A 26,477-nucleotide genomic window follows, 5' to 3' on the forward strand; every position below is an offset into this window, starting at 1 on the left:
GGCGCCCCCGATCGTCCCTTGAGGAGGAAATCATGGCTTACAAGAATTTCACGCTTGAAACCGATGCCGACGGCATCGCGCTTGTCACCTGGGACATGCCGGACCGGTCGATGAACGTCTTCACGATCGATGTGATGGACGATCTGGAACAGATCATCGCCGATGTGACCGCCGACGAGGCCATCAAGGGTGTGGTTGTCACGTCCGGAAAGGAAGGGTTCTCCGGTGGCGCCGATCTGACAATGCTCGATGGTCTGCTGCGCAGCTACCATGCCGAACGGAAAAGCGGTGATGTGGAAGCGGCCGCGAAGGCCCTGTTTGACGGTTCGCGCCGTCTGTCGCTGCTCTACCGGCGGCTTGAGACCTGCGGCAAGCCGTGGGTGGCGGCGATCAACGGCACCTGCATGGGTGGCGCCACGGAGCTGGCGCTGGCCTGCCACGCCCGCGTCGCATCCGACAGCGACAAGCTGAAGATCGGACTGCCAGAGGTGAAGGTGGGGTTGTTCCCCGGCGCCGGCGGCACCCAGCGCGTCATGCGCATGTGCGAGGCCCAGGCCGGGCTGCAGTTCCTGCTGCAGGGCCGCCAGCTCGGCGGCAAGCAGGCCAAGGGCATGAAGCTGATCGACGATGTGGTGCCGGGTGACGCGCTGGTGGCCACGGCCAAGAGCCTGATCACGGCCGGTCTCGATCCCGTCCAGCCATGGGACAAGAAGGGCTTCAAGCCGCCCGCGGGCCGGATCTATTCGCCACAGGGCTTCCAGTTCTGGCCGGCCGCCAACGCGATCTACCGGCGCGAGACGTTCGACAACTACCCCGGCGCGCGCGCCATCATGCAGTCGGTCTATGAAGGCTTGCAACTGCCGATGGATCTGGCGCTGCAGGTCGAAAGCCGCTACTTCGCCCACGTGCTGCAGAGCCCGGAAGCAGCCGCCATGATCCGCTCGCTGTTCGTCTCCATGCAGGAGCTGAACAAGGGCGCGCGGCGCCCCGAGGCGGAGCCCGCCAACACGATTGCGAAGGTCGGCATTCTCGGCGCCGGCTTCATGGGTGCCGGCGTGGCGTTTGTGACCGCCAAGGCGGGCATCGACGTGGTGCTGCTCGATCGCGACATGGCCGCGGCGGAGAAGGGCAAGGCGCATTCCGACGAGCTGATCTCCAAGCAGGTGAAGCGCGGCCGGGCGACGCCGGAGGCCCGCGAGGCGCTGCTCGCGCGTATCCAGCCCACCGACGACTACGCGGATCTCAAGGACTGCGATCTGGTCATCGAGGCGGTGTTTGAGGACCGCGAGGTCAAGAAGGGCGTCACGGAAGCCGCCGAGGCCCAGATGAAGAGCGGGGCGATCTTTGCCTCCAACACCTCCACGCTGCCGATCACCTCGCTGGCGCAGGCATCCAAGCGGCCGAAGGATTTCATAGGCATTCACTTCTTCTCGCCCGTCGACAAGATGATGCTGGTCGAGGTGATCCTGGGCAAGAAAACCGGCGACTCGGCGCTGGCCATGGCGCTCGATTATATTCGCGCCATCAAGAAGACCCCGATCGTGGTCAATGACGCGCGCGGCTTCTACACGTCTCGCGTCGTCATGACCTATATCCGCGAGGGCCTTCTCATGCTGGGCGACGGCGTTCCGGCCGCGATGGTCGAGAACGTCGGACGCATGGCCGGCATGCCGGTTGGCCCGCTGACGCTGGCTGATGAGGTCGCGCTCGATCTCGCCTGGAAAATCGTCTCCGCCACCCGCAAGGACATGGGCGACAAGTATGTTGCTGGTCCGCTCGATCACATTTTGGAGGAAATGGTCGTCAAGCGCGAACGCTTCGGGCGCAAGAACGCCAAGGGGTTTTTCGACTATCCCGAGGGCGGCAAGAAGCATCTCTGGCCGGCACTGACCGACGTGACTGGCGCGCCGAAAGCCGCTGACAGTTTCGATGTCGAGGAGCTCAAGCAGCGGCTTTTGGTGATGCAGGCGCTGGAGACCGCGCGCATTTTCGAGGAAAAGGTGCTCACCGATGTCCGCGAGGCCGACGTCGGCTCAATCCTCGGGTTCGGCTTCGCGCCGTTCACCGGCGGTACGCTGTCCTACATCGACGGCATGGGCACCCAGACGTTCCTGGATCTGTGCAAGGCGTTCACCAAGAAATATGGCCCCCGCTTCAAGCCGAACAAGCTGCTGCGCGAGATGGCGCAGAACGGCGAGACGTTCTATGGCCGCTTCGGCAAGGGCGCGGGCCAGGCGCGCTCCGACAAGGCCGCCTGATCGGGGGGCGGACGGGGCGCGAGAGGGCGCCCCGGCCGTCCTCCGTGGTTCTGTTCGATGGAACGAGGTGCAGTGACGCGGCCGTGATCGGCTTTGGCTTGCCGCCGCCGGCCGGGCAGCGCATTGTTCTGAAAACCAAATCAGCAAGGGACGGGGCATCATGACGGTAACGCTCGACTATTATTATTCGCATATCTCTCCATGGGCATTTCTCGGCCATGACGCCTTCATGGAACTGGCGAAGAAGCACGGCGCAAAGATCAATTTTCGCCCGGTGAACCTCGGCCAGGTGTTTCCGGAGACGGGCGGACTGCCGCTCGCCAAGCGTCACCCGGCGCGCCAGGACTACAGGTTCCTGGAACTGCAGCGCTGGCGCGAGAAGCGCGGCGTGCCGCTCAAGCTTCAGCCCGCGCATTTCCCGACGAACCCGGTGCTGGTCGATTGCACGGCCATCGTCCTGATCAAGCATGAAAGCCCGAAGGTCGCGGATTTCTCGCGCCGGGCCTTCAATGCCTGCTGGACGCAGGATCAGGAACTGGCCGATGAGGCGACGATCGCCGGAATTCTCGACGCCATCGGCGAGGACAGCGCGGCGGTGCTCGCGGAAGCCAAGTCCGACGAGATCAAGGCGGCCTACGAGGCGAACTGCAAGACCGCGATCGATGCCGGTGTCTATGGGTCGCCCAGTTATGTGCTCAACGGTGAGGTCTTCTTCGGCCAGGACCGGCTCGATTTGCTGGACGATGCCCTGAGTTCCGGCCGTGCGCCCTATCGGCCCGTGAGCCCCGCGGCCTGATGAAAGCGGCGGGCGCCCTCGAGCCTTCCGGGGCGCCCGAACCCCGCCACAGTTTCGCGTCATTGAAGATCGGGTAACTCGCGGAGCGCGTTCGCAACAGGGAGTATGGGATGCGCGGGACAATGCTGGCCGCCACGGTCGCCGCCTGTCTGGTGCCGGGCGTGGCCCTGAGCGATGACGTCGGTCGCGGTGCGCCGCCCGATGGGGACGACGCGCAGCGTTACACCATGAGCGAAACGTCCGACGGATTCCTGCGTCTCGACCGCAAGACGGGCGCGGTGTCTCTTTGCAAGGGAAGCGAGGATCGTTGGTCCTGCGTGCCCGTGCCGGATGCGCAAGTGGCGCTGGATGCCGACATCTACGCCCTGGAGCAGGAAAACGAGCGGCTGATCGCGCGCGTGAGTGAGCTTGAGGCCCGGCTGCGGGATATCGCCAGCAGTGCCGAAACCGAATTGCCACGCAGCGGTGAGGGTGGCGCGGAAAACGCTCCGTCCACGAAGCCGCGCAAGGAGCCCGAGCTGACGGAAAGCGAAAAACGTCAGATCGACAAGTTCGTCGATTTCAGCGAGCACGCCATGCGTCGTTTCTTCGGCTTCATGAAGACAATGCGCGAGGAATACGAAAAGGGCTTGTAAACCCGCAGGACCGCATTCCGGTGATCCCGCGGATTGGTGTCTGGACTATGGCTTCAACTGAAGCCGGGTGATGTCAGCGCGCGCGGCATCGGACAACGGCACCGCCTTGCGGGCCTCGAGATCCATCACCAGCGCGGTCACATCCATCACCGCGGCGAGACGGCCCGCCGCGCTGTCGAACAGATGATGGCGAAAGCTGAAGGTCTTTTTCGAGACACCCGTGAAGCCTGACATCACCTGGACCGGCGTTCCCGCCTTGAGCACGGTGCCGTAGCTCAGCTTCATTTCCATGGCCACCCGGCCGTAGTCGTTCTTCTCCAGCCAGGCGCGCGTCATGGCGGTGCGTTCCCAAAGATGCGGTGCGCCGTCGGTGAAGCAGTTCAGCAGGAAGCGGTCTTCCGCGCGGCCTTCTGCGGTGCAGTCGCGCGGCATTACGGTGGCGCGGTTGACGGAGAGCGCGCCGGCTTTCAACAGGACGTCCGCCGTGTCGGTGGTCGCCGCCGCGGGCGCATCAAAACTGCGCGGTGCGGCCATCTCGGGCATGGGTGCATCCACGTCGGCGAAGCGCTTGCGCAGATCCTTCGCGGCCTTGGGCTGGGGAGCATAGCCGTCCAGAACCGTTGCCGCGAGGCGTCCGTTGGAGGCGTCGATCATCTCATGCACCACGGAAAGGACATGCGGACCGTCAAACGCGACGGACGAGCGCACGGTGATGAGCGCGGCCGCGAACAGCTCGCCATGGTAGCGCACGTGGCGCACGCGCCGCACGCCGACAACCGCGTCGCTCAATCCGGTCAGGAAGCGGAACTGGCGGTCGGCTTCGTCGATTTTCGCGAAATAGAACTGAACATTGAGGTGGTCGTTTTCGTCGCATTCCCATGTGTTTACAAAAGAATGCAGTGTATCGATTGCCGGCATTGCAGCTATCCCGAGGTTGGCGCGGGTATTGCGGATCGCGCAGAAGCCGGAGTACGGCGGAATGCCGGTCAGATCGGCCGGGCGGTGAGGCATTCGCCCGGAACCGGCGCATTGATCGGCGAACGGATGTCAGAGCATTGCGTCCGGCTAGACGGACGGCGCTCCGATATGGGCGCGGAGGAAGCCGTCGATTTCCGCATTGCTCTCGTGCGCGATTCTCAACGGAAAGGCCTGGAACATGTGGCATCCGCCGGGAGTGACGCTCAACTCCGTGCCGCATCCGGCGGCCTGCCAGCGGGCGGCCATGAACAGGCTGTCGTCGAGCAGAGGATCACGGGTGCCTATGGAGAACAGTGCGGGAGGCAGACGGCTGAGATCCGCGTTGATCGGGGAGATATCAGGATTGGACCGGTCTTGTCCATCGCCAAGAAAGCCCTGCGCGAATTTGGTGATGTCTCGGGTGTTCAGGATCAGCTTGTCGGAGCCCCAATTCCGGGCGCTGGGCGACAGCCGCATGTCGAAGCATCCCGCCGTCAGGGCGGCCGCGCAAAACGGTGTCAGTCCGTGCCAGTCGCGCAGGCGAACCATGGTCACAACGGCGAGATGAGCGCCGGCGGATTCCCCGCCGATGGCAAGGCGGTCGGTCCCGAAACGCGTCGTGGCTTCGCGCAGGAGCCACAGCGCGGCCGCTTCGCAATCGTCGGGACCCTGCGGGTAGGGATGTTCGGGCGCCAGCCGGTATTCGACCGATATCACTGCGGCTCCGGTGCGGCGGGTGATCTCGTCCAGCCGGTCGTCTTGCGAATCCGCCGTGCCGAACGTCCAGCCGCCGCCGTGGACATGCAGGAAAACACCCGTCGGCGTGCCGTTTTCCGGAGGGATGATGCGCAAGGGCACGGGGCCGTGCGGCCCGTCGATGGTCACGGTCTCGGCGCGCGGGCACTTGGGCGGCAGGGGAAAGGGGCCGCGTCCTTCGGCGCGCAGCCGCCGTATCACGTCGGGGGGCACGCTCCATTGGTCGGGAAGCGCGGAAAGCGTCGCGAGGGTCTCCGCGTTGAAGCGGCGGGTCTCGTCGCTGATGGCCTCGTCGGAGAAGACAGTGGGATCGGGCAGGGGCATGGGCGGGGACCGGACAGAATGAGATGGCGCACGCGATGTGCGCTGGATCGGGCACACGCTACCCTCCGCGCCGCGTCATGCCAAGCCGGCCTGATTCAATGTCCGGCGCGTGCGATGCTGCAGGGAAATGCTCTTTGCGGGGAGTATGAAGCGTGCATGGTTCAGGGCAGTCCGGAGGACCGCGCAGACAGCGCCGCAGGTGGCCGTTCTTGCTCGCGGCCGCCCGGATTGGTGCGGCAAGCAGAGCAGGGCGGCGGTTCAATCCGCGCTCGACGTTCGCCAAGATCTCCATGGTTTGTGCTGCGAAAAATCTGGTGTTCGCCGGCCGGTTTCTTCCAGTTCCTTTTCAAAGCGGCACTCTCGACGCATCCGTTGTGCTTCGGTCATGATCAGAGCGCAGGACATACCCGCGACCGTTCGGGCCGGGACTTCCGCTCGCGGACTTCCCTCATCGAAATTGCCACGGGTCGGGCGTCTGTATTTCGCATGCCCAGTATTGCCGCCGGGCGGTGCCTTTCACCAGCGCGATCCTCACGCAGCTGCGCGGCGCCGGACTCCCGGATCCAGCGCGTTAAGCGCGCCGTTTCGTCTTTGAGTATTTGCTTGACGGTGTGATACCTCCTATCAATAACAAAACAGTCCGCCGCCGGCGAAAGATCGGGAGGAACCGCGGACCGTGCCATACCCGGCAAGGGCTTGGGGGCCGCCGCCGGACATCAGGCACAATCGGGAGGGAAGACGAGTTGGCTGAGCAGTCGTCGCATCACTTCATCATTGCGGACGATCATCCGTTGTTTCGCGGTGCCTTGCGGCAGACGATCGAGAGTGTGTATCCCGGGTCCGTCATCGAGGAGGCGGGCGCGCTTGACGATGTCGCGGCGCGGCTGGATGTGTCCGACGACGTCGATCTGATCCTGCTCGATCTGACCATGCCGGGCATGCGCGGCTATTCAGGCCTGATGTACCTGCGCGCTCAGCATCCCGGCATCCCGATCGTCATTGTCTCCGCCAACGAGGATCCGGTCGCCATCCGCACGTGCATGGAATTTGGCGCCTCCGGTTTCATTCCCAAATCCTTCGGCATCGATGTCATCCGCGGCGCCGTCCTGGCGGTGATGCGCGGGGCACCTGGTCGCCGCCGGAGGTGGACCTTGAGGCTGAGGATGAAACCGCCGGACTCGTTCAACAGCTCGCAACCCTGACGCCGCAGCAGGTACGCGTGCTGATGATGCTCAGTGAAGGCCTGCTGAACAAGCAGATCGCCTATGAGCTCAGTGTCTCGGAGGCGACCGTCAAGGCCCATGTCTCGGCGATCTTGCAGAAGCTTGGGGTGGAGAGCCGCACTCAGGCGGTCATTGCCGCGTCCAAGATCGAAGTCGGCCAGTGGCAGTTGGCCACCTCCGAATAATCCTCTTAGCAACGGCGATTCCTATTCCGCCGCAGGCCGTTCTACCTGGCGTTGAAGGTTGCGCACCCGGATCAGGTGCGCACGCAGTGCGGCGGGTTTGACCGGCTTGTTGAGAATATGAATGCCGTGCGCGGAAGCCTCCTTGCGCACCGCGGGGGTTCGGTCCGCGGTGATCAGGATGGCGGCAATGTCCGTGCCGAACAGCCCGCGCAGTTCCGCCACAGCGTCAATGCCGCTGCAATTGTCCAGATGGTAGTCGACCAGCAGGATGTCCGGGGTCTCGCCGAGATCCTGGATTTGAAGAGCGCCCTGGCTCGGATCGAGCGCGGTCTGGACGCGGCAGTTCCAGCCCGCGAGCAACGCATCCATTCCCGACAGGATGTTGGGCTCATTGTCGATCACCAGCACCAGCATGCCGTCAAGGTTGCGTTGGCTGACAGGCGGGGCCTGTTTCTTTTTCTTCTCCGGTTGCGCCGCGGCGAGCGGAATTTCCACGGAGAATCGCGAGCCGTCGCCCACCTGCGAGGTGATCTGCACGGGATGCTCCAGCACACGGCTGATGCGGTCGACAATCGACAGCCCGAGCCCCAGTCCCCGGGCCACCCGGGCGCCGTCGTCGAGACGATGGAATTCCATGAAGATCGCCTTGCGCTTGGAGACGGGAATGCCGATCCCGGTGTCGAACACCTCGACACTGATGCGCCCGTGCCTCCGCCGGCATCCGACCAGGACCCGGCCGGAGCCCGTGTACTTGATGGCGTTGGAGACAAGGTTTTGCAGCAGCCGCCGGAGCAGCCGGCGGTCCGAGCGTACCGCCAGCGAAGTCTCCATGATGGTCAGCTTCAGGTTCTTCTCCTGGGCGACCGGTTCGAACTCCATGCGCAACTGATTGAGGATCTCGTCGAGCCGGAAGGCGGACAGCTCGGGCTGCATGTTGCCCGCGTCGAGCCGCGAGATATCGAGCACCGCGCCGATGATCTCTTCGACCGACTCAAGCGAGGATTCCACATTGCGCACCAATTCGTAGTCGCGGCCCGATTCAAAGCGCTCGACGAGGCTTGAGGCGTAAAGGCGCGCGGCGTTGAGTGGTTGCAGGATGTCGTGTCCGGCGGCAGCCAGGAAGCGTGTCTTGCCCAGATTGGCGTCGTCCGCGGTCGCCTTGGCGCGGATCAGTTCCTGGTTCACCCGGGTCAGTTCCTCGGTGCGCTCGCGCACGCGGCGCTCCAGGGTCTCGTTGGCGCGTGCCAGCGCCTGCTCGCCCAGAACCCGGTCGGTGATGTCGGTGTAGGTCGTCACGATACCGCCGCCGGGCATCGGATTGGTGCGCACCTCAAGCACCATGTCGGTCGAGGCGATCCGCTCCTGGAATGTTTCCATCCGCACGGCCAGGGCGTCGAGGCGTTCCGAAACCTGGGCTTGAACCGACGAGAGACCGAATTCGCCGCGCTCCGCCTGATAGCGCAGGATCGCATCCAGCGGCGTGCCGACCTGTCCGTATTCCGGCGGCAGCCCGAGCAGAGACCTGAACTGCCGGTTCCAGCAGATCAGCCGCAGGTCCTTGTCGAACACGGAAATGCCCTGGCGCACCTGGTCGAGCGCGGTCTGCAGCAGATCGCGGTTGTACTGGATGGCCGTCGTGGCGTCGTCCAGCAGCTTCATCGCACCCTTGGACGCGGGGTCGCGGCGCTTGGCTAGCAGCGACAGCACCAGTCGCGAGGAGGCGGCGCCGATGGCACTGGCGAGCAACTGCTCCGAAAAACGCAGCACCTGCGCTTCCGCGGGGGCGTTCGGATCGATGTTGATGTCGTGTTCGCGACAGAAACTGTCGAACGAGCGATTGGTGCGTTCCTCGCCGAGATAGCGTGCCACGGTGCTGCGCAGATCGTCGTTCGTTACCGAGGTGCGCCACAACCGAAGCGATGGGCTGGGCGAGAAGTCGCTGGGCAGGAACACGTTTGCCTGCAAGCGTTCGGTTGGCTCCGGCAATCGGCTCAGGGATCCGATAATATAAGCGATGAGATTGATCGACAGGCTCAGGAAGACGCCGTTGATGAAAGGATCGGCGGTCAGTTCGAACAGCGCCTGTGGCCGCAGCATCGCATAACCGAAGGGCCCTTCGGAGAGCAGCGTCGCCGGAAGGATGCCGGATGCGGCGAAGGTCGGCAGAAGCAATGTGTAGAACCACACCAGGAAGCCCGAGACCATGCCGGCGATGGCGCCGCGGGCCGTGGCCTGCCGCCAGATCAGCCCGCCGAAGAACGCCGGCGCGAGCTGGGCGATCGCGGCAAACGACAACAGCCCGATGGAGGCCAGCGCCGCGCTGTCGCCCGCGGCGCGATAATAAGCATATCCCAGCAGCAAGGTGGTGAAGATCGCGGTGCGCCGGACATAGAGCAGGAAGCGCCCCATGTCCTTGAGCTCCTTCACGTCATCGAAGCGACGGCGAAGCACCAGGGGCATTACGAGGTCGTTGGAAATCATGATCGCCAGTGCCACGCTGGCAACGATGACCATGGCCGTTGCCGCAGACAGTCCGCCGATGAAGGCGACCATCGTGATCAGCGGCTCGTCGGCCGTCATCGGCAGCGCCAGCACGAAGATGTCGGCGTCCACCGCGCTGCCGAACCGCAACATGCCGGCGGCGGCGATCGGAATGACGAACAGGTTGATCAGCACCAGGTAGAGCGGAAACAGCCAGACCGCCAGGCGCAGTTCCTTCTGGTCGTTGTTCTCGGTAACCGCGACATGGAACTGCCGGGGCAGCAGGATCGCCGCGAACATCGACAGCATGGTGAGCACCATCCAGGTGCCGCCGTTGAGCTCGCGCGAAAAGACCTCTGTGACTTCCGGCATGGCGCGCGCCGCGCGCAGCAGGTCGGACGGCCCGTCGAAGAGGCCGAAGGTGACATAGGTACCGACGGCGAGAAACGCGACGAGCTTGACGATCGATTCTGCCGCGATCGCCAGCATCAGCCCTTCCTGATGCTCGGTGGCGTCGATGTGGCGCGTGCCGAACAGCACCGCGAAGATCGCCATGCCAATTGTCACCAGCAGGGCGATGTCACCGATGAGCCAGTTGGAATGCAGCCCGGCTTCCGGTCCCATCGGCGCCAGCAGGGTGGAGGCGGAGAGCGATACGGCCTTGAGTTGCAGAGCGATATACGGAATTGAGCCGATCACCGCGATGATCGTGACAACGGCGGCCACCGTTTGGCTCTTGCCATAGCGCGCGGCGATGAAGTCGGCGACCGAGGTGATGCGCTCGGCCTTGGCCAGCCGGATGATCCGCCGGATGATTGGGAACCCGGCGGCGAAAAGCAGCGCGGGCCCGATGTAGATGGTCAGGAACTCGAACCCGTCTTGGGCGGCCAATCCCACCGAACCGAAGAACGTCCACGAGGTGCAGTAAATGGCCAGCGAAAGGGCGTAGATCATCGCCCGGCCGCGACCGGGACGTCCGGTGCGCGCCGCCCGGTCGCCGTAGCTGGCGACGGCGAATAGCAGTCCGATATAGACGAGCGCCGAAACGGCGACGACCCAGCCTTGAAGCATCGGTCCTCTTCGGCCTGCGTGGCCACAGAATGTTTCCGAAAGTGCGTGATCCGAACACAGTTGCGAAATCTTGTCCAGATCGGCTTTGCCCCCGGGTTCTCGGCTGAATTGGCGAAAGCCGGTCGATATCAAGCTGCTGGGACAACATGACGGTTGAGCCGGAGCGCGGGGGCCGCGCGTGGGTCTAAGGGATCCGCCCCGCTCGTCGTTCGCCGTCTCATGCGCGTGGAGGGTGAGGATCGTCTTGAAAGGCGCGCCGCCCCGCAGTGAGACAATGCGGATGCCGCTCCCATGACGCCCATCCGCAACGATCATACCGCCAGGGAACGTGCGCGACTCAATCCAGTTGGGGCAATAGTCGAGGCTGCGATGTTTTCCTGAAAATGGCTGTAGATGGGTATTAAATCGGAATTTATTGTCAATTGCATCAATGCATCGTGTGTTAGACGCGTCAAAATTGACCTTCTCTCCGTCACTTCTGACTGTTACGCTGTAAGTGTAATGGAAGTATTTCCTTGTGAGAGAGATATGCTGGGTTGCCGGAACGCTCGGGTATTGCAAGCCGAAGCCAGTGGATATGCGATTGCGGCGGGGAGCGCGCATGGACCGACGTCTCTGTAAGGGTTTTCAGAGTCTGACCGCACTCGTGAGCGATGTCCGCGCCTGTCTCTTCGGCATCGCGCCCACGCGTGTCGTTGTGGCCGCGGCTTCGGCCACACGTCGGTCACGGCGTCATTCGCCATCCGGACGCTTGCCGGATCCAGCCAGATCGGCGAGGGCGTGCGGCGTCTCGGTCATTCATCTTTGCGGAGCCTATGGCACTCGACCGTACAATCGGCGTAAGCTACGGATTCTAAACGTGTGATGCGCGAGACAGGACGTTGCCGGACCCCTGTCGGGGCGCCATGAACGAATGGGTTACAGCGGTGCGGAGTAAGCGATGCGCAGCGACCTGAGCGACAATCTGGTACAGGCACCGACCGTGTCGGATGCGCGGCTGTCCAGCGTTCTCGACACGGCTGTGGACGGCATCGTTGTCATTGACGACGCGGCGCGGATTCTGGTGTTCAGCGCGGCCTGCGAACGTCTCTTCGGCTACACGAGCGCCGAGGTCGTTGGCCGCAACGTCAAGATCATCATGCCGGAAGACTATGCGCGCGATCACGACAGTTTTGTAAAACACTATTTGGGGACCGGCGAGGCCCGCATCATTGGAATCGGCCGCGAGGTGCGCGCCCGAAATAAGAGCGGCAAGGAATTCCCTGTCGAGCTTTCCGTGGGTGAGGCAATCACGCCGGAGGGGCGGCAGTTCGTCGGCATTCTCCGCGATCTCAGGCCGCGAAAGATCCAGGAAGACCGGCTGAACCGGATGCAGTCGCAACTGGTGCATTTCGCGCGCATGAATGCGATGGACGAAATGGGTGCGGCCATCGCGCATGAATTGAACCAGCCGCTGACCGCCGTGATGTTGTACCTGCAGGCGGTCAACCGGAAGACCGAGACCAACGACGGACGGATCGATGACAAGATTCGCGAGATTCTCGACAAGACGATCCGCGAGGCTAGGCGTGCGGGCCAGATCATCCAGCGCATGCGCCAATTTGTCGAAAAGCGGGAAGCGGAACGCAGAAGCGTTGATGTCCCTTCCCTGATCGACGAGGCGCTCGAACTGGTGCTGCTCGGCCAGTACACCTTGAGCGTGCGAGTCATTCGCGACGATGAGGACGACCTTCCCGACGTCGACGTGGATCCGGTGCAGGTGCAGCAGATTCTCGTCAACCTGATGCGCAATGCTCTGGAAGTGATCAAGGGAAGCGACGACGGATGGATTCGCATTGCGACCCGCCGGTCCGGCGACTTCATCGTTGTCGAGGTTCTCGACTCAGGCCCGGGTATTCCGGCTGCGCAACTGCGCAACCTGTTCCGGGCATTTTCGAGCACGAAGAAGAAGGGGTTGGGCCTCGGTTTGGCGATTTCCAAGTCGATTGCCCAAAGCCATGGCGGAGACCTGACGGTTGATGCGGGCGGAGATGGCCGCGGTGCGGCTTTCACGTTACGGTTGCCGCTTGTGTGCAAGGACGTTGCGCCATGACGTGTTGCGGTCGGGACGCGGGAGCATAGCACTATCAAGCAAATTGTAATTGGACCGATTTTGCAGGCCATGTTTCAGAGGCCTGAGATCAAGGACGAGGAGCGCAAGAATGACCAGCACTTCCAACCTCATTTATATTGTCGATGACGATCCCGCGGTGCGGGATGCCCTTTCCATCATATTCGACATGGAGGATTTCGCCGTTGAATCCTTTGACAACGGTGATGCATTCCTAAATGCCGCGACGCAAAAGGAGCCGGCCTGTGTCATTCTTGACGTCCACATGCCGGGCCGCTCCGGCATCGACATTCTCAAGTCCCTGAACGCCGATGAATACGCCGCGCCGATATTCATCATTTCCGGACAGGGCGATATCCCGATGGCGGTGAACTCGATCAAGCAGGGTGCATTCGATTTCATCGAAAAGCCCTTTGACGCGGATACCGTTGTGCAGCGGGTGCGTGAGGCCATTGAAGCGACCGAGCGGCGCAAGGAAGTTCAGAGCGGACTTGGAGCTTTCCCTGGCCACGAGACACTGACCCCGCGCGAGCGCGAGGTGCTGGAGCAGATCACCGGCGGGGCGTCCAACAAGGAAGCCGGGCGCACGCTGGGTATCAGCCCGCGCACGATTGAGGTTCACCGCGCGCGTATCATGGAAAAGCTTGGTGCCCGCAATGCGGCCGATCTGGTTCGCATCGTGCTCACCGGCGAAAAGTCCGACTGACAGCGCGACACGTGTCGGCCGAATTTGCGTTTCAACACGCAAATTCGGCCGATGCTACGTGATATCACCGATGTATGTTGGCGGCCGCTCGCGGACAATCGCCGGTGCTTGAAACCTGCCTCATCCAAGGACTGCGCAGGTCGAGGGGAGCCTGTGAATGCGCAAGTGCATTCCGCTTCCTCGGATCGCGCATGGGGAGGTCCTCATAGCCGTCTGGCCATGGGGGCTCAACGCCGTTTGGCAGGACATCGACGGCTGGCGGCCGATGCGCCAGTAGCACTTGGGAAACATTGCGGTGGTCATACACATTCTGGAAGATGAGCCGACCGTCTCCGAGGCATTGGTTCTGCTTCTCGAGCAATACGGTCACGAGGTGGCGCCCCATCTCAGTGCCGAAGGCTTTTTTGCCGCCATGCCGCCGTCGACCGATGACCTGGTCATCGTGGATCTGAATTTGCCGGGAATTTCCGGTGTGCAGGTCATCCGGTGGCTCATGGCGTTGAGCGCCCCGCCCGTGTGGTGGTGATGTCCGGCCAGTCCCAGAATGCCATTGGCGAGCAACTGGCCGGGATTCCCCAACCGACCATCATCCGCAAACCGCTGACCGAAGACAACATCACCGCATATCTTTGAAAATGTTTGCGGTGTGTCTTGGAAAGAACGGCCGTCAAGTGTGCCGACACGCTTTTGCCGAACAGTGCATACATACGTCACGGTTCGTCCGGGATCGATGTACTGCGTATAATTACGTACGCATGCTACCGAATTACCCGGCCTTGGAAATGCCGGTAACATGGTAATGCTCACGTTGATGAGAATACGTATTTTGCCATGATCGCCGCTTTGGATTCTGGCCTGGTCAGGATCGCCACAATGGATCGATCAGGCGATAACGACCCGCGAATGCGTGCGCTCAGCCGCTCCTGAACATTGGCCAACCGGGTTTTGCCGGATGGATCTTGTGTGAAACCGGATCGGGCTCATCCTCACGTGTTCGGGTCGGATTCGGCGCCAAAGAGGTGTCTGCTTGCCGGTCCCTGCACCCCGAAACATGGGTGGTGACACGCGGTTGACACGCCGGCATGGTCGACTGTGTGAAAACACGGATGCGGCGTTATGTCGGCTGGGAAGCCGGGTTCTCGGGTTCTTGTATGCGTGAAATTGCGATGCATGAAGTGATCGCGGGTGGTAGTGTGGTGACGACGCGAGAACACAATCGACGTGGGATTGTACTGGCTATTTGACGCATCGGACGGGTGCTTGCTGAGTAAGAATTGGAGGGAGTTCATGGCTTACATGGAACGCACGGCGGCCACTGGTTTGAACGAGGGCCATCCCGTTTCGGATGTCGACCGGATCTGGGCCGAGCATATCGGCAGCACAAAGGTCAAGCGGCAGCATCTGCGGCCGCATCAGGTGGTGTTCTACGAGAGCGATCCCGCGGAGCGGATGTACGAACTCGTCAGCGGTACCATCATGCTCTACAAGCTGCTGCCCGACGGACGGCGGCAAGTGGTTGAAATTATCAGCCAGGGCGATCTCTTCGGCCTTCAGTACGGAAAATACTACGACTGCACGGCGGAATCGCTCACCGACGCGGAAATCCGTATTCTGGACCGGCGCGATATCGACACCTCGCTCGGCCTGCAGCAGCACGTCGGACGCTGCCTGATCGCCAAGATGGAATCGATGCACGAGCACGCCATGCTGCTCGGGCGCAAATCGGCCATGGAGCGGGTCGCGAGCTTCCTGATGCGCATGGTGCCCAATCGTGGCATGCAGGACTGCCCGGGTCCCGAGGGTGACAGCGACGAGAAGATGATCGAGCTGACGATGACGCGTCAGGAGATCGCTGATTATCTGGGTCTCACGATCGAGACGGTCAGCCGCGCGATATCCGAACTCAAGCGTCGCGGCCTGGTGAAGATCGAGAAGCAGGACCGCATCCTGATCACACGCGTTTGCGGCATGTGCCAGATCACGGGCATGCACTGAACGGCCTGAACGGCCAGTTTGATCGCCGCCAATAATCGATTTCAGGCGGGGCCCACGGGTCCCGCCTTTTCATATCGCTCATACGGCGACAGAGTGACGTGCCCGGTTTTCCTCCAGGTAGGCGTCGAACGCCGCAGCCACCACCCGCACGTACGCGCGGCCCGCGGGTGTCACCTCGAGCTGCCCTTCGTCGCTGAGCGTCACCAGGCCATCGTCCTGCATCTCGCGCAATCGCTCGACCGCGTCGTCGAAGTGCTGTTTGGCGAAGCCGTAGCGCGCGCCGATGGCGGCGAAGTCGGCGCTGTAGTCGGTCATCACCGCCTCGATGATCGCGGCCCGCGCGCGGTCGTCGTCGTCGAGCGCGATTCCGCGGGCCACAGGCGCAATGCCGTCCTCAACCATCCTGTGCCACGACGAGACATCCGGCGCGTTCTGAACGTAGCCCTGAGGCAGACGGCCGATTGAGGAGACGCCCAGGCCGATGATGCTTTCGGCGGTATCGCAGGTGTATCCTTGAAAGTTGCGCTTCAGGGTTCCCGACCGGTGGGCCTGCGCCATGGCATCCTCGGGCCGTGCGAAGTGATCAAGGCCGATTGCCTCAAAGCCCCCGTCGAGAAGGACCGCGCGCGCGGCATCCGCCAGCGCGCGCCGCCCGGACGCATCGGGCAAGGCTGCCTCGTCAATCAAGCGCTGATTCTTCTTCATCCACGGCACATGCGCATAGCCGAATAACGCGACGCGCGTGGGGGCAAGCTCCAGTGTCTGCCGGGCGGTCGCGGTAATCGCATCGCGCGTCTGGCCGGGCAGGCCATACATGAGATCGAAGTTGATTGCGTCGATGCCGACGCCGCGCAGTGCCGCGACCGCCGCGCTTACAATTTCCAGCGGCTGAATTCGGCCGATGGCGCGCTGCACGCCGGGATCGAAGTCCTGGACGCCGAGGCTGGCGCGGTTGACGCCGATCGACGCGAGGGTCGCGGCGAGGTCCCGCGTGACATATCTCGGGTCAAGCTCGATGGCGTGTTCGCACTCAGGCGCGATGTCGAACGCCTCGCGCAGCGCCTGCATGACGGCGAGAAAGGAGTCCCGCGGCAGCAGGCTTGGCGTGCCGCCGCCCCAATGGATATGGGTCACCGGACGGGACCGGCCACCGGTCGCGTTGAGCGCCGCGCCAATCAGCTTGATTTCCGCGACAAGCGTCCGCGCATAGGCCTCGATCGGCGCATCCTTGCGGCTGGCCTTGGTGTGACAGCCGCAATAGTGGCAGATCTCGCGGCAGAACGGCACGTGCAGATACAGCGACAGGTCCGTCTCCGGCAATGTCTGCAGCCAGCCCGCGTAGCGCGTGCCGGTGACGCCCGCGTTGAAATGCGGGGCGGTCGGATAGGATGTGTAGCGCGGTACATTGCGCTCCGCGTAGCGCGTCTGAATGTCGGTCATGACGCCATATGACCGGTGCGGACACCGGGCGTCCTTGATCGACATCAAGCGTCTGGTGTTGTACCGTATCCGGTAGTATACAAATTTCGCCTCTCCCTGCCGACCCTTGGCCAAGCGTTTCGGACGCGCCGCTCCTGAGCAGATCCAGGATATCTCTGTCCCGGACCTTTTCCGGGACAGGAACCGACGACCGATCCGGATTCGTGCGAAAGCCGAAGCGTTGCGGCCGCCGTCGGAATCTGCAAGGAGCGGACCTGCTCTGGTGCGTATTTGCGGCATGGGCCGGGTCGATTCCGCATTCTGGGTACTGCTCATGGCTTTCGAACGCCCATCGGTTCTCTTTCTCAGTCGCATCGCTCTGACACTGGCGATCGGCTGCGCCGGGGGCTACATGTTTCTGCTCGTCGGCATGCCGGCGGCCTGGCTCTCGGGTTCGATGGTCGCCGTATCCATTGCGACGCTCTCCGGTGCGCCGACGGTGCTGCCCAGTGGCCTGCGCAATGCGCTCTTTGTGGTGCTCGGTCTGTCGATGGGGACCGGCGTGCGGCCCGACGTGGTGGATCGGATCTCGCACTGGCCGCTGTCGTTGCTCCTGCTGCTGGTGCTGATCGCGTCGATCGCCGCGGCAACCTTCGTCTTCCTTCGGTTTGTCGCCAGATGGAACGAACAGACGGCGTTTTTCGCCGCCATCCCCGGCGCCCTGTCCTATGTGCTGGCGCTTGCGGCGCAAAGCTCGGCCGATTTACGTCTGGTGGCGGTGTCGCAGACCACTCGACTGTTTTTCCTGGTGGCGATCCTGCCGCCGCTGATCAGCAACGGCGCGGCGGGGCGGGAAGCCGGTTCGCGCAGTCCGGTCCGCTGCAATTGGGTGTGTTGATCGCGACGCTTGTGGCCTGCGCCGCGGCTGGCTGGCTGGCGGAGCGCTTCGCGGTGCCGGCCGGCTGGCTGACGGGCTCTTTCTTCCTCTCCTCGCTGCTCAACGGCACCGGATTCGTCGAACTGACCATTCCCGATGTGGCCGTGGCCCCGGCTTACATTGGTCTGGGCGCCATGATCGGCACGCGCTTTGGCGGGGCCAGCCTGCGCTTGTTTGTCAGCGCGTTGTGGGCGTCCGTCGGTGCGTTCGCGGTGGGAATTTCCGTGTCGGCGGCATTTTCCGCATTGATCGCCTCGCTGACCGACATCCCGTTCGGCCAGGCGTTGCTGGCCTATGCGCCGGGCGGGCTCGAAGCGATGACGCTGCTGGCCTTCCTGCTGGGTCTCGACCCCGCCTATGTCGCCACCCACCAGCTCGTGCGGTACATGGTGATGGTGTTTGCATTGCCTGTGGCGGTTCGTCTCGTCCTGGGCCGGGATTGGCGCGCGCCCCGCGCCGATTGACGCGAAGCGGTGCCGGGAGCGTTCCGAACCGGCGCGAACAAGCGTCTGAAATCCGTAGTGATCCCGTTTCTCGCTGTATGTTCGCGTGCGATTGACATAGGTCAACGCGGTGGGGCTGGTCCAGCCGTACCCATCGTTGGGGATCCGGAGTCGCGAATGCGGTCGACGGATGCGCATGCCCGTTTCTCAAACCTCGGGGCTGACGATGGCTGGACGGACTCAAGCACGATATCTGACGATGGAGCAGGCAGGGTTTGCCTTCTTCCTTGTCATCCTGGCGTTTGCCTGCGTGATCATCGCAGGCAAGACCTATGATCAGGTGATGGCGTTTCACACCGCATTCGGCGCGCTATGCGCCGCTGCAGGCGCCTTCATGATCTTCAAGGTTTACTTCGAGACTGACGGCGCGCAGGCGCCGCAGGAAATCGACGGCAAGCCCAATTACAACATGGGTCCGGTGAAATTCGCCTCCGTCGCGGCCGTATTCTGGGGCATCGCCGGTTTCACGGTCGGACTGCTGATCGCCCTGCAACTGGCGTATCCGGTGCTCAACTTCGACCTGCCCTGGACCAGCTTCGGCCGTTTGCGCCCGTTGCACACCTCCGCGGTGATCTTCGCCTTTGGCGGCAACGTGCTGATTGCGACGTCATTCTACGTCGTGCAGCGCACGTGCCGCGCGCGCATGCCGGGCCAGATTTCGCCCTGGTTCGTGGTGCTCGGCTACAACGCCTTCATCGTGATTGCCGGCACCGGTTACCTGCTGGGTGCAACCCAGTCCAAAGAATATGCCGAGCCGGAATGGTACGCCGATCTGTGGCTCACCATTGTCTGGGTCGCCTATCTGCTGGTCTTCATGGGAACCCTGTGGAAACGCCGCGAGCCGCACATTTATGTCGCCAACTGGTTCTACCTGGCCTTTATCGTGACCATCGCCATGCTGCATGTGGTCAACAATGCGACGATTCCGGTCTCGGTGTTCGGCACCAAGTCCTACATCGTCTGGTCGGGCGTTCAGGACGCGCTGGTGCAGTGGTGGTACGGCCACAACGCGGTGGGCTTCTTCCTGACCGCGGGCTTCCTGGCCATCATGTACTACTTCGTGCCCAAGCGGGCGAACCGGCCGGTGTATTCCTACCGCCTGTCGATCGTGCACTTCTGGGCTCTGATCTTCCTCTACATCTGGGCTGGACCGCACCACCTGCACTACACGGCTCTGCCGCAATGGGCCTCGACCCTGGGCATGACCTTCTCGATCATCCTGTGGATGCCCTCATGGGGCGGCATGATCAACGGCCTGATGACGCTTTCGGGCGCATGGGACAAGCTGCGCACCGATCCGGTGCTCCGCATGATGGTCGTCTCCATCGCGTTTTACGGCATGTCGACCTTTGAAGGCCCGCTGATGTCCGTCCGCGCGGTCAACGGTCTCAGCCACTATACCGACTGGACCATCGGCCACGTGCATTCGGGCGCGCTGGGCTGGGTCGGCTACATCTCCTTCGGCGCTCTCTATTGCCTCATTCCGTGGCTGTGGAACCGCAAGGAGGTCTATTCGCTCAGGCTGGTGAACTGGCACTTCTGGGTCTCCACCATCGGCATCGTCTTCTATATTTCGTCGATGTGGGTCTCCGGCATCCTGCAGGGTCTGATGTGGCGTGCCTACGACGCTCTCGGCTTCCTGGAGTACTCCTTCGTGGAGACGGTTGCCGCGATGCATTGGTTCTACGTTCTGCGGGCTTTCGGAGGGTTCCTGTTCCTCTTCGGCGCGCTGATCATGGCCTATAATCTCTGGATGACTGTCTACTATGGCGAGGCCGATGAGGTCGAAGCCGGACATGTCGCCCTGGCGCCAGCTGAGTAAGGGGGCGAACCATGTCACTTTGGCAGAAACATCAGTTTGTCGAGAAGAATTCCTTTGTGCTTCTTGTCGGCATTCTCGTGGTCGTCGCAATCGGCGGCCTGGTTGAGATCGCGCCGCTGTTCTATCTCAAGAGCACGATCGAGAAGGTGGAGGGCATGCGGCCCTACACGCCTCTGGAGCTTGCCGGGCGCAACATCTACATCCGCGAAGGCTGCTATCTGTGCCATTCGCAGATGATCCGTCCGATGCGCGATGAACTGGAGCGCTACGGTCACTTCAGCCTTGCGGCTGAATCCATGTACGACCACCCCTTCCAGTGGGGCTCCAAGCGCACGGGGCCGGACCTCGCCCGGGTCGGCGGCAAATACTCGGACGAGTGGCATCGCGACCATCTGGCGGATCCCCGCTCGGTGGTCCCCGAATCCGTGATGCCGGGCTACAGGTTTCTCAATGAAGCCAAGCTGGAGACGCGCGATATTGCCGACCATCTGAGTGCCAATGCCATCGTCGGCGTTCCCTACGGCGCCGAGATGATCGAGAACGCCCGTGCCGACATGATCGCCCAGACCAATCCCGACGACGACAATGTCGACGGGCTTCTTGAGCGTTATCCGGGCGCTCAGGTGCGGTCCTTCGACGGCAATCCCGAGATCCTGAGCGAGATGGACGCGCTGGTCGCCTATCTCCAGATGTTGGGAACGCTCGTCGATTTCTCGATCTACGATGACAAGGCCAACCTCAGGTAGGGCGGAGACGCGATCATGGACACCTATATGCAAGTCGCGAAATTCGCCCAGACATGGGGACTGGTCTATTTCGTGGTGATTTTCGCGGGCGTTCTCGCCTACGCGTTGTGGCCGAAGAACCGCGAACGGTTCGAAGATGCGGCCAATATCCCGCTGAGGGAGGATTGAGCGATGGCTGGGGACAAGAACGACATCGATGAGATTTCCGGCGTCGAGACGACCGGCCACGAATGGGACGGTCTGAAAGAGCTCAACAACCCGCTTCCGCGTTGGTGGCTCTACACGATGTATCTGACCATCATCTGGGCGGTTCTCTATTGGATCGCGATGCCGGCGTGGCCACTGGTTTCAAGCTATACGACCGGGTTGCTCGGATCGTCGCAGCGCGAGCAGGCGCTTGCGGCGCTGGAGACCGGCATCGCGGAACGCAGCGTCGGCGGCCAGGGCATTCTGGATGCCTCGCTTGAGGACATCCGCTCGACAACCGCCATGCTGGAGTTCGCCATGGCCAGCGGCCGGGCCGCCTTTGGCGACAACTGCGCGCCGTGTCACGGTTCCGGCGCCACGGGCTCACCGGGCTATCCGAATCTGCAGGACGACGTATGGTTGTGGGGCGGTAGCCTGGAGGACATCCTCACCACCGTTCGCTACGGCATACGGTCGGGGCATGACGAAGCCCGCGTCGGCGATATGCCGGCCTTTGGCCGCGACGAGATCCTGAGCCGCGAGGAGATCACCCAGGTGGCCAACTACGTGGCGACCCTTTCGGGCGGTGCCCCGGAAGAGGGAGTCGATCTGGAAGCCGGACAGACCGTGTTCGCGGACAATTGCGCCGCCTGTCACGGCGAGGATGGGACGGGCCTGCAGGAAATGGGCGCGCCCGACCTGACGGACGCAATCTGGCTCTATGGCGGCTCGATCCAGGAGATCAAGTTGCAGATCACCAACGGCCGCAATGGCGTCATGCCGGCGTGGGAGGCTCGTCTCGATCCTGTCACCGTCAAGTCACTGGCCGTCTATGTCCATTCGCTGGGCGGTGGCCAGTAACGGTCCGCTGACCCGGAGCAGGCAACATGCACCAGGGCGTCTTGTCGGCGCCCTGGTGCATTGCGTTTTCCGCCGAGCGTATCGGGATATCCCGGCAAGCGCGTGAAAGGCGACGGATCGTCGCGGTGTTGACTTGCCGCAATGCCAGGCGCCGGCCGCGCGCCTAGATTGGCCACATGCAGAGACCTGAATGCGTTCCCGGACCGGGAAGGTCTGGCGGTACGGGTCCTTGGTAACCTTGGAATACGGATTGAACATGCGCGCCGAAAGCGATCCAATTGCCAGTCAGGCGACCGACAACGATGCGTGGTTCGCATCGGCGAAGAAGATTTATCCCATGGCCGTGCACGGCCGTTTCCGCCGGATCAAATGGGCGATCCTGGCGATCACGCTGGGCATCTACTACTTCCTGCCGTTCGTCCGCTGGGACCGCGGTCCGCACGCGCCCGACCAGGCGGTGCTCATCGACCTCGAGCGCAAGCGCGCCTATTTCTTCTTCATCGAGATCTGGCCGCAAGAGGTCTACTATCTCACCGGCCTCTTGATCCTCGCCGCGATGGCGCTGTTTCTGATGAATGCCGTCGCCGGGCGGCTGTGGTGCGGCTACCTCTGCCCGCAAACCGTCTGGACAGATCTGTTTCTGGCCGTCGAACGCTTCACCGAGGGCGACCGGCGTGACCGCATCAAGCTGGACGGCGAGCCATGGACCCTGAAAAAGGTCGGCGCCAAGCTCGCAAAGCATACCTTGTGGCTGATGATCGCCTGGTGGACCGGCGGCGCCTGGGTCCTTTATTTCAACGACGCGCCGACCCTGGTCTGGGATCTGGCGACCGGCGAGGCCGCGTTCGCGGCCTACGCCTGGATCGCCATCCTGACGGCGACGACCTATGCGCTGGCGGGGCACATGCGCGAGCAGGTCTGTGTCTACATGTGTCCGTGGCCGCGCATTCAGGCGGCCCTGACCGACGAGCATGCGCTCAACGTCACCTATCGCTGGGACCGTGGCGAGCCACGCGGATCGCTCAAGCAGAACACTAAGCGCGAGGCTGAAGGCCTGCCGGCGGGCGATTGCATCGACTGCTATCAGTGCTTCGCGGCCTGCCCCACCGGCGTGGACATCCGCAATGGCATGCAGCTCGACTGTATTCAGTGCGGTCTGTGCATCGACGCCTGCGACGCGATCATGGAGAAGGTCGGCAAGCCGACGGGGCTGATCGGGTACGACACGGACGCGAACGTCGAGGCGCGCGCCGAGGGCCGCCACCCGGTTTACAACATCGTGCGGCCGCGCACCGTCATCTATGCCGCGCTCATCGCGGTGATCGGTCTGGTGATGCTCTACACGCTGACCACGCGCGCCTTCGAGGGCATCAACGTGCTGCACGACCGCAACCCGATCTACGTGGTGCAGGGCGACGGCACCGTGCGCAACGGCTACACCATTCGCCTGCTCAACATGCGGCCGCTGAACCGCAGCTTCGTGATGGGCATCGAGAACATGCCGTTCGGCACGCGGATCGAGGCCATTGGCGTGGATGAGACCATCGGCGGTTATCCGGTGATCAACGTCGGTCCGGACCGCACGCGCGAAATCCGCGTGCTGCTGTTCTCCACGCCGGGTGAGACCATGCCGCCGTCGACCCCACTGCGCTTCCGGATTGTCGATACGGAGACCGGCGACACGGTCACCGCGCGGGATTACTTCAAGGCGCCGTGATGCGCTACAGTGCTGAGGGGCAGGACCGATGAGCGGACAGGCGTTGATGATGAAGACGGGCGAAAAATCGGTGCGCGAGTTCACCGGGCGTTCGATGCTGCTTTGGCTGGGCTGCTTTTTTGGTGTGATGTTTGCCGCCAACGGCTTTCTCGTCTGGTTCGCGCTGACCAGCTGGACGGGACTGGAAGTCGAGAGTTCCTACAAGGCCGGACAGGTCTATCAGAGCGAAATCGATGCCGCACACGCACAGGCGGCCCGCAATTGGGATATCGCCGCCAAGCTGAACCGGACACCGGATGGCAGCGCGCATCTGCGCGTGCTGGCCCATGACGCAAACACCGCCCCGCTCACCGGCCTGCCGATGCTCGCCACGCTGCAACGTCCCACCCACCGCGCCGAGGACCGCGAGATCGTGCTCGTCGAAGGAGAGGCGGGTGTCTACTCGGGCTCCGTCGCCGGTCTTGGTGCCGGCCAGTGGGATCTGCTGATCAAGGTCGATGACAGCAAGGGGCAGGGGTTTCGGTCCAGGAACCGGGTGTTCCTGAGCGAATAGAGCCGGTGGTCTGAAACAAGCAAGGCAAGGCGCCGCCATGAATGTTCACGTCAGGGATTGGAGCGCGTTCGTCACGCCGGGCGAGGCGGGTGACGCGCACATGGACCTTGCCGTCGAAGGGGTCCATTGCGCTGCCTGCATGCGCCGCATCGAAAGCGGCCTCGGCGGGCTTGCCGGAGTCAGCGCGGCCCGGCTCAATCTCACCACCCACCGTCTGGCGATCGATTGGCGCGAGAACGAAATCGACGCGGGCCGCATTGTCGGCGCGCTCGAGGGCATGGGCTTCAAGGCGCATCCTTTCGATCCGGCCGCGGCGCGCTCGCGCGACGGCGAGGAGGGGCGGGCGCTGCTGCGCTGCCTCGCGGTGGCGGGCTTTGCCGCGATGAACGTGATGCTGCTGTCGATCTCGGTATGGTCGGGCAACGTAACGGACATAACCCCGGAAACCCGCGACTTCTTCCACTGGATTTCGGCTCTGATTGCCCTGCCGGCGGTTGCCTATGCGGGCCGGCCGTTCTTCAAGAGCGCCTTTCGGGCCGTTGCGGCGCGCAGCCTCAACATGGATGTGCCGATTTCCATAGGCGTGACGCTGGCGCTGATGCTGTCGCTTCTGCAGACGATCCAGCACGCCGAGCACGCCTATTTCGACAGCGCCATCATGCTGCTGTTCTTTCTGCTGATCGGCCGCTTTCTCGACCAGAACATGCGCCGGCAGACCCGCTCCTTTGCGGAAAATATCGCTGCCCTGCGCGCCGAGACGGCGACAAAGATCCTCTCCGACGGCAGCCTGCGCGATGTGCCCTTGTCGAAGGTCGATCCGGGAGATCTGGTGCTTGTGCGGGCCGGTGAGCGCGTCTCCGTCGACGGCGTGGTCGAGGAGGGCACGTCCGAGATCGATCAAAGCCTGGTGACGGGCGAAACCGCTTTGGCGGCGGTCGGCCGCGGGGCGCAGGTTTTCGCGGGGACGCTCAATGCTTCGGGACCGTTGAAGATCCGCGTCACGGCCGCCGCGAACGGCACGTTGCTGGATGAGGTGAACCGGCTGCTGGAGACGGCCAGCCAGGTCAAGTCGCGCTACGTACGCCTTGCCGACCGCGCCGCGTCCCTCTACGCGCCGCTTGTGCATGGCGCGGCGGCGCTCGCCTTCCTGGGCTGGTGGCTGCTGGCGGGTCTCGGCTGGCAGCCGTCCCTGGTGATCGCCATCTCGGTGCTGATCATCACCTGTCCGTGCGCGCTCGGCCTTGCCATTCCCGCGGTCCAGGTCGTGGCCTCGGGTCTGTTGTTCAAGAAGGGCGTGCTGCTCAATTCCGGCGATGCCCTGGAGCGTCTGGCCACCGTCGACACCATCGTCTTTGATAAGACCGGAACGCTGACCCTGCCCGAACCCGATCTCGCCAACCGCGACGCGATCGCGGAGGACGATCTGGCGCTCGCCGGACGCATGGCGCAGGCCAGCCGCCACCCTCTGGCCGCGGCTCTCGTGCGCGCCACTGGGAGCCTTTCTCCGGTTGTCAGCGCCCGCGAGATTGCCGGGCTTGGCGTGGAAGCGGAAATCAGCGGCGCGATGGTCCGTCTGGGCAGCGCGTCTTTCTGCGGCGCTGAGCCGGACGCGGTTGAGGCGGCGCTGGCGGATCATCCCGCGGCGTCCGTCATCGTGCTGCGTCACGGCGAACGTCCGCCGGTCCTGTTTCTCGTCGAACAGCGGCTGCGCGACGATGCAGCTTCGGTCGTCGCAAACCTCGCCCGCGCGGGCTACGCGATCGAGATTCTCTCCGGCGACCGTGAGGCGGCCGTTGGGGAGGTTGCTCGCGCGCTCGGCATCGCGACCTTTGCCGCCGGCCTCGATCCGCGCGGCAAGATCGCCCGGCTCGACGCGCTCAAGGCGCAGGGTCGGACCGTGTTGATGGTGGGCGACGGGCTCAATGACGCGCCGGCGCTGGCATCCGCGCATGTGTCGATCTCGCCGGTCACGGCGGTGCATCTGAGCCAGGCGGCGGCGGATGCGGTGTTTCTGGGCGACAAGCTTGGCGCGGTTGGCTCTGCGCTTTCAATCGCGCGACGCGCTCGCGCCGTCATGCATCAGAATCTTTGGCTGGCGGCCGGCTACAACATGATTGCGGTGCCATTCGCGGTCGCCGGTTTCGTTACTCCGCTGCTGGCGGCGCTCGCCATGTCCGGGTCGTCCATCGTGGTCACGGCCAATGCGCTGCGGCTGCGGTGGCGTGCGGAATCCTAG

The 26,477-nt window shown here is 63.3% G+C and carries 20 protein-coding genes and 1 pseudogene; 17 read left to right on the top strand and 4 right to left on the bottom strand.

Annotation, left to right across the window (positions count from 1 at the left end):
• The first annotated feature begins 32 nt into the window (after nt 1–32).
• The 3 genes from D1F64_RS05870 to D1F64_RS05880 all read left to right on the top strand — a co-directional run bounded on the left by D1F64_RS05870 (nt 33) and on the right by D1F64_RS05880 (nt 3,689).
• On the top strand, nt 33–2,258 hold the full coding sequence (locus tag D1F64_RS05870) for a 3-hydroxyacyl-CoA dehydrogenase NAD-binding domain-containing protein (protein ID WP_117411661.1): 2,226 nt from the start codon (nt 33–35) through the stop codon (nt 2,256–2,258).
• Between the two features lie 160 nt (nt 2,259–2,418).
• The gene (locus D1F64_RS05875; protein WP_117411662.1) at nt 2,419–3,054 is read left to right on the top strand and encodes a 2-hydroxychromene-2-carboxylate isomerase; all 636 of its coding nucleotides are present in this window, start codon (nt 2,419–2,421) and stop codon (nt 3,052–3,054) included.
• A 122-nt stretch (nt 3,055–3,176) separates the two neighbouring features.
• Complete coding sequence (locus tag D1F64_RS05880) at nt 3,177–3,689, top strand: hypothetical protein (RefSeq protein WP_117411663.1); 513 nt, start codon at nt 3,177–3,179, stop codon at nt 3,687–3,689.
• Between the two features lie 45 nt (nt 3,690–3,734).
• Here the strand turns inward: D1F64_RS05880 and D1F64_RS05885 are convergent, their stop codons facing one another.
• The gene (locus D1F64_RS05885; RefSeq protein ID WP_117414456.1) at nt 3,735–4,607 is read right to left on the bottom strand and encodes a thioesterase family protein; all 873 of its coding nucleotides are present in this window, start codon (nt 4,605–4,607) and stop codon (nt 3,735–3,737) included.
• A 147-nt stretch (nt 4,608–4,754) separates the two neighbouring features.
• A complete protein-coding gene (locus D1F64_RS05890; protein ID WP_205470669.1) occupies nt 4,755–5,726 on the bottom strand; it encodes an alpha/beta hydrolase in 972 nt (323 codons plus the stop codon).
• 743 nt (nt 5,727–6,469) lie between these two features.
• Between D1F64_RS05890 and D1F64_RS05895 the strand changes: the two are divergent.
• A pseudogene (locus D1F64_RS05895) lies at nt 6,470–7,134 on the top strand (response regulator transcription factor).
• Between the two features lie 21 nt (nt 7,135–7,155).
• On the opposite strand, the gene D1F64_RS05900 reads toward D1F64_RS05895, so the two are convergent.
• Nucleotides 7,156–10,686, bottom strand: a complete 3,531-nt coding sequence (locus D1F64_RS05900; RefSeq protein ID WP_117411664.1) for a NahK/ErcS family hybrid sensor histidine kinase/response regulator — start codon at nt 10,684–10,686, stop codon at nt 7,156–7,158.
• Between the two features lie 940 nt (nt 10,687–11,626).
• Between D1F64_RS05900 and D1F64_RS05905 the strand changes: the two genes are divergently transcribed.
• The 4 genes from D1F64_RS05905 to D1F64_RS05920 all read left to right on the top strand — a co-directional run bounded on the left by D1F64_RS05905 (nt 11,627) and on the right by D1F64_RS05920 (nt 15,497).
• Complete coding sequence (locus D1F64_RS05905; protein ID WP_117411665.1) at nt 11,627–12,778, top strand: PAS domain S-box protein; 1,152 nt, start codon at nt 11,627–11,629, stop codon at nt 12,776–12,778.
• Nucleotides 12,779–12,887: 109 nt separating this feature from the next.
• Nucleotides 12,888–13,502, top strand: a complete 615-nt coding sequence (locus D1F64_RS05910) for a response regulator (RefSeq protein WP_117411666.1) — start codon at nt 12,888–12,890, stop codon at nt 13,500–13,502.
• A gap of 295 nt (nt 13,503–13,797) precedes the next feature.
• Nucleotides 13,798–14,028 (top strand): response regulator, encoded by a 231-nt coding sequence (locus D1F64_RS05915; RefSeq protein ID WP_248304640.1) that lies wholly within the window; start codon nt 13,798–13,800, stop codon nt 14,026–14,028.
• Nucleotides 14,029–14,789: 761 nt separating this feature from the next.
• Nucleotides 14,790–15,497, top strand: coding sequence for a helix-turn-helix domain-containing protein (locus tag D1F64_RS05920; protein WP_117411667.1), 708 nt, complete (start codon nt 14,790–14,792; stop codon nt 15,495–15,497).
• Between the two features lie 78 nt (nt 15,498–15,575).
• On the opposite strand, the gene hemN is transcribed toward D1F64_RS05920, so the two are convergent.
• Complete coding sequence (hemN, locus tag D1F64_RS05925) at nt 15,576–16,937, bottom strand: oxygen-independent coproporphyrinogen III oxidase (protein ID WP_117414458.1); 1,362 nt, start codon at nt 16,935–16,937, stop codon at nt 15,576–15,578.
• A gap of 106 nt (nt 16,938–17,043) precedes the next feature.
• On the opposite strand from hemN, the gene D1F64_RS25030 reads away from it, so the two are divergent.
• From D1F64_RS25030 to D1F64_RS05970, 9 genes are all read left to right on the top strand, one after another.
• Nucleotides 17,044–17,814 carry an AbrB family transcriptional regulator gene (locus tag D1F64_RS25030; protein ID WP_162901331.1) on the top strand — a complete coding sequence of 257 codons (771 nt, stop codon included), beginning with the start codon at nt 17,044–17,046 and terminating at the stop codon, nt 17,812–17,814.
• Nucleotides 17,811–18,317 carry an AbrB family transcriptional regulator gene (locus D1F64_RS25035; protein WP_162901332.1) on the top strand — a complete coding sequence of 169 codons (507 nt, stop codon included), beginning with the start codon at nt 17,811–17,813 and terminating at the stop codon, nt 18,315–18,317. Before D1F64_RS25030 ends, D1F64_RS25035 begins: the two co-directional genes overlap by 4 nt.
• 205 nt (nt 18,318–18,522) lie before the next feature.
• On the top strand, nt 18,523–20,178 hold the full coding sequence (ccoN, locus tag D1F64_RS05940) for a cytochrome-c oxidase, cbb3-type subunit I (protein ID WP_117414459.1): 1,656 nt from the start codon (nt 18,523–18,525) through the stop codon (nt 20,176–20,178).
• An 11-nt stretch (nt 20,179–20,189) separates the two neighbouring features.
• Nucleotides 20,190–20,924 carry a cytochrome-c oxidase, cbb3-type subunit II gene (gene ccoO, locus D1F64_RS05945; protein ID WP_117411670.1) on the top strand — a complete coding sequence of 245 codons (735 nt, stop codon included), beginning with the start codon at nt 20,190–20,192 and terminating at the stop codon, nt 20,922–20,924.
• Nucleotides 20,925–20,936: 12 nt separating this feature from the next.
• Nucleotides 20,937–21,092 carry a cbb3-type cytochrome c oxidase subunit 3 gene (locus tag D1F64_RS05950; RefSeq protein WP_117411671.1) on the top strand — a complete coding sequence of 52 codons (156 nt, stop codon included), beginning with the start codon at nt 20,937–20,939 and terminating at the stop codon, nt 21,090–21,092.
• A 3-nt stretch (nt 21,093–21,095) separates the two neighbouring features.
• Entirely contained in the window at nt 21,096–21,971 is an 876-nt protein-coding gene (ccoP, locus tag D1F64_RS05955; protein ID WP_117411672.1) for a cytochrome-c oxidase, cbb3-type subunit III, read from the top strand.
• Between the two features lie 337 nt (nt 21,972–22,308).
• On the top strand, nt 22,309–23,688 hold the full coding sequence (gene ccoG / locus D1F64_RS05960) for a cytochrome c oxidase accessory protein CcoG (RefSeq protein WP_117414460.1): 1,380 nt from the start codon (nt 22,309–22,311) through the stop codon (nt 23,686–23,688).
• 28 nt (nt 23,689–23,716) lie between these two features.
• A complete protein-coding gene (locus tag D1F64_RS05965) occupies nt 23,717–24,241 on the top strand; it encodes a FixH family protein (protein ID WP_117411673.1) in 525 nt (174 codons plus the stop codon).
• A 37-nt stretch (nt 24,242–24,278) separates the two neighbouring features.
• Entirely contained in the window at nt 24,279–26,477 is a 2,199-nt protein-coding gene (locus D1F64_RS05970; RefSeq protein WP_117411674.1) for a heavy metal translocating P-type ATPase, read from the top strand.

Source organism: Breoghania sp. L-A4 (assembly GCF_003432385.1).
Taxonomy (GTDB): Bacteria; Pseudomonadota; Alphaproteobacteria; order Rhizobiales; family Stappiaceae; genus Breoghania.